The organism is Mongoliibacter sp. (genome assembly GCF_007692705.1).
Lineage (GTDB): Bacteria > Bacteroidota > Bacteroidia > Cytophagales > Cyclobacteriaceae > Mongoliibacter.
Genome location: NZ_REBN01000255.1, coordinates 1 through 6,892, shown reverse-complemented (window position 1 = coordinate 6,892; position 6,892 = coordinate 1). Strand labels below are relative to the sequence as shown.

The following is a 6,892-nucleotide window of genomic DNA, read 5'->3' as shown; positions in this document are numbered from 1 at the left end:
AAGATCTCAAAAGTAGAATATCCAAAATATATAAAGTTATATAATTATAACATTTTATTGTAATTATCACATATTTAATAAAATGGTATTAATGTAAGTGGAATTTGAAGTCAAATCCATTACTGCCCTGGGGTAAAAGTGTTTTATTCAATACAAATAAAATTCAATCTCAATTTTCACATTCTGGAATAAGGCAACTTATACATTCAACCCTGTCTGACATCAGGCAGGCCTGCGGGAATATTCCTCGAATGAAGGATAAGGTGAGATAGAAATACCTGAATAAAAAAACTTTATAATCCTCAACCCAGAAGAAGTTTGAACAAGAATAAAACAATCCTCAGAAGTTTAAAATAGTGAAATAAACAAGTATTTCTGTCTTTCAACCCTGATAAGGGTTGACTCCCGCCAGGGTATTTACCCCAGGTGAAACCTGGGGAAGCAGCAAAAAAGTACAGGAAAACCCCAACCCTGAAGGGGTTGAACTCAAGTAAAAAAAAACAAGTCCGAGCTACTGTATAAACTCAGACCTGTTTTTGGAAAAAGATGCATTTCTACTTCAATTCAAGTTGCTCTGTTTTCCCATATTTAGCACCTCTAATACTTTCAAATTTTTTAATGAGTCTTTCTAACAGTTCAGGTTCCTCATCAGCTAAGTTGTTTTGTTGAGCCGGATCAATTTTTATATCATATAGCTGAAAATTATCCGAATTCCCCAATTCAATATTGACCAATGTATTTACTGCCGGACCATCATAAGGGGGGATCATGATGTAGTCTCCACTCCGAAGAGCGGTGCGGGAAGTGGCTTCCAAAATCAGGTCTTCCCTACCCTCATTTGTGCTGCCAAAAAGCACATCCAGCATATCCATGCTGTCATCAGTCCGTACATCAGAACCAACCAGTTTACTTAGGGAACTGAGCAAATCCAGTTGAGAAACCAATGCATCTGAAACACCAGGCTGTATCTGACCTTTCCAATATACCATAAATGGAACCCGGGTTCCAGCCTCAAAAAGACTGTATTTCCCACCTCTAAATGGTCCCCAAGGGGTATGATCTCCCAGCTTTTCTACCGCATCATCATAATATCCATCATTCAGCACCGGACCATTATCTGAGGAGAAAATTATAAGCGTATTTTCCAGTAGCCCCTCTTCCTCCAATGTTTTCATCAATTCTCCTATACACCAATCGGCTTCTAAAATCACATCCCCTCTGGGGCCCATCCCTGATTTCCCTTCGAATCTTGGATGTGGGGTTCTAGGTACATGAGGCTGTTGCATGGCGTAATAAAGAAAAAATGGATTTTCTTCACCCTTCTTCTCACGGATATAATCCTGGGCTTTTAACAGGAATTCATCTGCCATATCCTCATCGACCCACTTGGCATTATCTCCGCCCTTCATAAAGCCTATTCTTGGAATTCCATTGACAATACTGTTGTTGTGACCATGGTGCCACTTCATTTTCAATAATTCAGGGTTATCCTTTCCCGTTGGTTCACCTTCAAAATTCTTGTCATAATCCACTAAAATAGGATCATCCTTATCCAGGCCAACGACATGGCCATCCTTGATATACACTGTGGGCACCCTATCCTGAGTTGCCGCCATGATATAGGCATAGTCAAAACCTACTTCATTTGGTCCGGGAGACACATGCTCATTCCAATCCACATCGCCATCTCCCAAGCCCAAATGCCATTTTCCTACAATTGCTGTATGGTAGTCTTTGGTTTTCAACATTTTTGGAACCGTCATTTCTTCTGTACCAATCAGCAATGGAGCTGTACCGGGAAGAATTTTGGCATTCTCATTTCTCCAAGGGTAAGTACCCGTAAGTAAGGCATATCGACTTGGAGTGCAGGTGGCTGAAGTTGCGTAGGCACTGGTGAATTTCATACCCTCCTTGGCAAACCTGTCCATATTGGGTGTACTGATTTCGGTGGCACCATAAGCACTCAGGTCACCAAAGCCAAGATCATCCATGTAAATCACAATAATATTGGGAAGTTCAGTTTCCGTTTCTTGATTACCTTGTTGGCTTTGACAATTGTATAAAAACATTGTCGCAGAGAACAAAAGTAAAATGAAGGTTTTTGATTTTTTCATCTTTAAAAGCTGGTTTTTAATAATCATCACAGTGCTTACCGCAATTCAATTTCCTTTTCTATTTCAGACAGTATCGGTTTTCTGGACATAATTACATAAAGATTCAATTATTAATTTACTGAAAATCTAATTCAAATGACTCTTATTTTAAAGAATGCTCCCAAAACAAGTGAGTTTTCGGCGGTTTGGTTTGAGGGGGAAAATCAGTCAACCTGTAGGTGAATGGGTTCAAACTGTCACTGAATCGATACAAAGGAATTGATTTCAAACAAAATTCCACCTATTATTGAATCAAAGAGCAATTGACTAATCCCATGACCCATACCAAAAATTCCAAAAGGCTGAGAAGGTTTATCCTAACTTTTATTGTTATTCTCAGCCAAAATTTAGCATTCGGACAAGAAAAACCCAATGTGCTTTTTATTCTTGTTGATGACTTGGGTTGGATGGATATCGGGGCCTATGGCAGCGAATTTTATGAAACGCCCAACATTGACCGATTGGCTGAGAGTGGAGTAAAATTCACCAATGCCTATACCGCCTCCCCTGTCTGCTCTCCTACCCGGGCCAGTATCATGACTGGGAAATACCCCTCAAAGACATACCATACGGACTGGTTTGGTGCCCCACAGCCCTGGAATTATCAAAATCACTGGACCAAAAACAAACCCTTGATCCCAGCTGAATACAATCCGAATCTCGAATTGGAAGAATACACCCTGGCAGAAGCCTTCAAAGATGCTGGATACCATACCTTCTTTGCCGGTAAATGGCATTTGGGTGAAACAGCCGAATTTTGGCCAGAGGCACAGGGCTTCGATATCAATATCGGTGGCAACAGTAAAGGAGCTCCAAGTACAGGCAACAAATATTTCTCTCCATATGACAATCCTAAAATGGAAAACGGTCCTGAAGGGGAATATTTACCCCTAAGACTGGCCCAAGAAACCGTATCTTTTATCGAAAATCATCAAGAGAAACCTTTCTTAGCCTATCTGTCATTTTATTCTGTACATACTCCCTTGATGACCACGGAAGAGCTCGAACTGAAGTATCTCCGGAAGCGGGCCAAAATGAATCTTAGGGATGAGTTTGAACCTGAATATGCCAATCAGAACAGGACTACCCAGGCACACGCTGTATATGGTGGAATGGTAGAAGCCATGGATACCGCTATTGGAATCGTCTTGGAAAGTTTGGAAGAACATAAGCTCTTGGAAAATACCATTATCGTTTTCTTCTCCGACAATGGCGGGCTCTCCACAGCCGAAGGAAGTCCCACTTCCAACCTTCCCCTCAGAGCGGGTAAAGGCTGGCTGTATGAGGGTGGCATCAGGGTTCCCTTGCTGATCTCCTGGAAAAATCAAATTCCAGCAGGCAAAACCAACTCCAGCCCCGTCATCAGCAATGATTTTTATCCTACTCTTGTTGATCTTGCAGGGTTTTCCAATTCCTTTCCGGGAAATGGAGAGATGGATGGAATGAGCCTGAAGCCTTTTTTGATGGATCCAGAAGCAGAACTAGAAAGAGAGGCACTTTACTGGCATTATCCGCATTACGGCAATCAGGGAGGGAATCCAGGTTCCGTGATACAGGAAGATGGCTGGAAGCTGATCTACTTTTATGAAGACGACAGGATTGAACTTTATCACCTAGAGAAAGATCTTGGAGAAAGAAATGACCTTGCAAAAAGCGAAAGGGAGAAAGCAGAATACCTTGAAAAAAAGCTGAAGACATGGCTCAAAAACACTGAGGCTAGATTTCCTGAAAAGAAAGATTTAAGCCTAAGGAGTTTTAATCTCCCTATCCTAATCTCAGTTCAATAATTATTGATACCGGCAAGCATTTTTATTTTTCCTTCAGGACCATTTCAAAAATTTGGAATGACCTTGGTAAATTGAACTCTTGGTTGATGATTTTTTGATATCGGCATATCCGGATTCCATTAGCAAATAAAAAATAGGCAAGGTTCAAATCTTCTCCATTAAGCTAGGCATGCAAATGTGGACTGATTATTGGATTTAAATTTCCTATAAAATCAATATACCATGCAAACGACAAACTATAATGCATCAGGAACATCTCCATTTTTTCATTTTGGAAAAAAGAAAGAAAGTGGCGTAGATAAGGGTTCAAATCGGGATACTCCAGGTGATGAAGGTGGAGCAAAACCTCCAAGCAAAAAGGATTACGAGGATATACAACGTAAAAGAAAAAATAAAAAAGATAGAAACTCTGGTCAGGAAGTAGACAACGAAGAGAAAGACAAGAACAGGAAGTAGTTAAACATTGATTCTGTAAAAAATGAAGGTCTCTAATACTTTTTGAATGGTTTTACGAAACTGAATTGACATTTAATTTATTTCGTCTGCATTTTAGAAACATTCCGTTTTATGGCTTGTTCTTGAGCTTCCAACATACGTTTAAAATATGCATCAAGTCAAGCAAGTTTTATGTCCAGTCTGCAGCAATAGCAAAAGCTCATATTTCATTTCAACGAAAGCTTTGATGCATGAACCTAACAAAGAATCCTATATTTTCAATAAGTGCTTAGCATGTGAGTCTGTCTTTCTTGCCAATAGCGTTAGGGAAGAAAATTTAAATAAATATTATACAGACAATTACCTTCCGTATAAAGGCCCAGCAGCTTGGGGAAAATACAGGCCTTTCATTGAAAGCAGTCAAAGAAAACTGGATCGTAAGAGGCTTGCTGTTGTGTCAAGTGTAAGAAATAGCAAAAATAACTTCAATTTACTGGATGTTGGCTGTGGAAACCCAAGCTTTTTGAAGCTTGCAGAATATGAATTAAATGCAAAATGTACAGGCATAGACTTTTCTGATAGTGGCTGGAAAAACAGGGCATACGATCAATTGGAACTTTTGAAAACTGCGATTGCTGATTTTGAGCCTAATCATTTTTTTGATGTGGTTACGCTTTGGCATTATTTTGAGCATGATTATCATGTTCAAGAGACTGTTGAAAAACTTTATGAATGCCTCAGGCCAGGTGGTAAGTTGATAATAGAAGTGCCGGATTATAGAAGTATTAGTGCTAGAGTACAAAAACAATTTTGGCAAGGTTGGCATAGTCCTAGGCACATGACTCTTTTTTCAAAAAAAGGTTTTTATGCCTTGTTTGCTGAGGATAAATGGACAATAACCAAATACTACCGACATGGAACCCTAGATGCATTTACCCTATGGTGGCTGGGTAAAATGGAACAAAAACAAATCAATTGGTCGGAATCCATGGAAAGGGAATTTTGGCCATTAGTGATTTTTAAGGTTATAAGCTTTCCCTTTTTTATTTTCGAAAAAATTTTCCCTATGGGTATTCAGTTGGTAATCATTGAGAAAAAGTAATTCGCCAATATTTAATTAAAACAATTGCATAATCAAAAGCATTCTCTTTTTATGAATCAAGTCACAACATGTAGCTTTTTTAAGGTCGAAGGTATATCAAATAAATGGTGGGCATTTAAGCAAATGAAAATGGGCTTAAGTGCATTAAAAAACGTTCAGGGTTTAACTTTTTACAAAATTTTGGGCTCTGGTGTAAGAAATGGTTTCAGTGCAATACCAAATTTTGGTACCTACGTTCTCCTCTGTGTGTGGGAGTCTGAAGCAGACAGCTCAAAATTTTTCAAAGAACATCCCTTTTTTAAGACATATCAAAAAAGAAGCGTAGAAAATTTTACGGTTTATCTCCATTTTGCTGAATCACATGGAGTATGGGATGGGACACAGCCCTTTACCAAAAATTGTAAATTAAGTTTGGACAAACCTGTTTTAATCTTAACAAGAGCCAGTATCCGACTGAACAAACTGTGGTCTTTTTGGAACAAAGTGGGTAAAGTAAGTAAAAGTCTAAATCACTACGATGATGTTGTATTATCCATTGGAGTAGGTGAATGGCCATTAATTCAACAGGCAACTTTAAGTATTTGGAGAACGCAATCAGAAATGCTTGACTATGCCTATAAAAATCCCAAACACAAAGAAGTCGTCTTGCTTAGCAGAAAACTAAACTGGTACAAAGAGGAGATGTTTGCCCGATTTGTACCCTATAAGTTTGAAGGAACATGGGAAGGTAATGATGTTGAGAATTTGGTGTAAATAGTACAACAGTCATTTATTTCGACTAACCTCAAAATTCATTATTTATCCATTTTTAAAAAAAAAAATTCTAGAACTGCCATAGATTAGTAAAAATTAAACTATTAATTGAAAAGTTTTTCAATTTTTAAAAGAATCTATATGCAGTTAGAAATCCACAACCTCAACAAGCAGTACAGCAATGGAGTCCACGCACTCAAAGATGTGAGCTTAACCATTGGAAAAGGAATGTTTGGTCTATTGGGACCAAATGGCGCAGGGAAATCATCCTTGATGCGGACTTTGGCCACTTTACAGGAGGCGGACAGCGGAGAAGCTACCCTGGACGATATCAATGTGCTTAAGGAAAAGGACAAAGTCAGAGGCTTATTGGGATACCTTCCACAGGAATTTGGAGTTTATCCAAGAAGCTCAGCACTGGAGTTATTGGACCATTTGGCCTTACTCAAAGGTGTGACCGTAGGTAAGGAAAGAAAAGAATTGGTAGAATATCTCTTGCAGAAAGTCAACCTTTACGAACACCGCAAGAAAGCCGTCAAATCATATTCTGGAGGGATGCGCCAAAGATTTGGCATCGCCCAATGTCTGATCGGGAATCCCAAACTGATTATTGTAGATGAACCTACCGCAGGCTTGGATCCAGGAGAAAGAAACCGTTTTTA

6 protein-coding genes are annotated in these 6,892 nt (G+C 39.1%); 5 read left to right on the top strand and 1 reads right to left on the bottom strand.

The window, feature by feature from the left end; translation table 11 throughout:
- Nucleotides 1-554: 554 nt before the first annotated feature.
- Nucleotides 555-2,114, bottom strand: coding sequence for a sulfatase-like hydrolase/transferase (locus EA341_RS17465; RefSeq protein ID WP_293016455.1), 1,560 nt, complete (start codon nucleotides 2,112-2,114; stop codon nucleotides 555-557).
- Nucleotides 2,115-2,428: 314 nt separating this feature from the next.
- Here EA341_RS17465 and EA341_RS17460 point away from each other — a divergent pair, with 314 nt between their 5' ends.
- The 5 genes from EA341_RS17460 to EA341_RS17440 form a co-directional block, all read left to right on the top strand.
- Nucleotides 2,429-3,940, top strand: coding sequence for a sulfatase (locus EA341_RS17460; RefSeq protein ID WP_293016454.1), 1,512 nt, complete (start codon nucleotides 2,429-2,431; stop codon nucleotides 3,938-3,940).
- Nucleotides 3,941-4,162: 222 nt separating this feature from the next.
- Nucleotides 4,163-4,396, top strand: coding sequence for a hypothetical protein (locus EA341_RS17455; RefSeq protein WP_293016453.1), 234 nt, complete (start codon nucleotides 4,163-4,165; stop codon nucleotides 4,394-4,396).
- A gap of 148 nt (nucleotides 4,397-4,544) precedes the next feature.
- On the top strand, nucleotides 4,545-5,477 hold the full coding sequence (locus EA341_RS17450) for a class I SAM-dependent methyltransferase (RefSeq protein WP_293016452.1): 933 nt from the start codon (nucleotides 4,545-4,547) through the stop codon (nucleotides 5,475-5,477).
- 51 nt (nucleotides 5,478-5,528) lie between these two features.
- Nucleotides 5,529-6,230, top strand: a complete 702-nt coding sequence (locus tag EA341_RS17445) for a spheroidene monooxygenase (protein WP_293016451.1) — start codon at nucleotides 5,529-5,531, stop codon at nucleotides 6,228-6,230.
- A 141-nt stretch (nucleotides 6,231-6,371) separates the two neighbouring features.
- On the top strand, nucleotides 6,372-6,892 hold a 521-nt coding region (locus EA341_RS17440), incomplete at its 3' end, for an ATP-binding cassette domain-containing protein (RefSeq protein ID WP_293016450.1).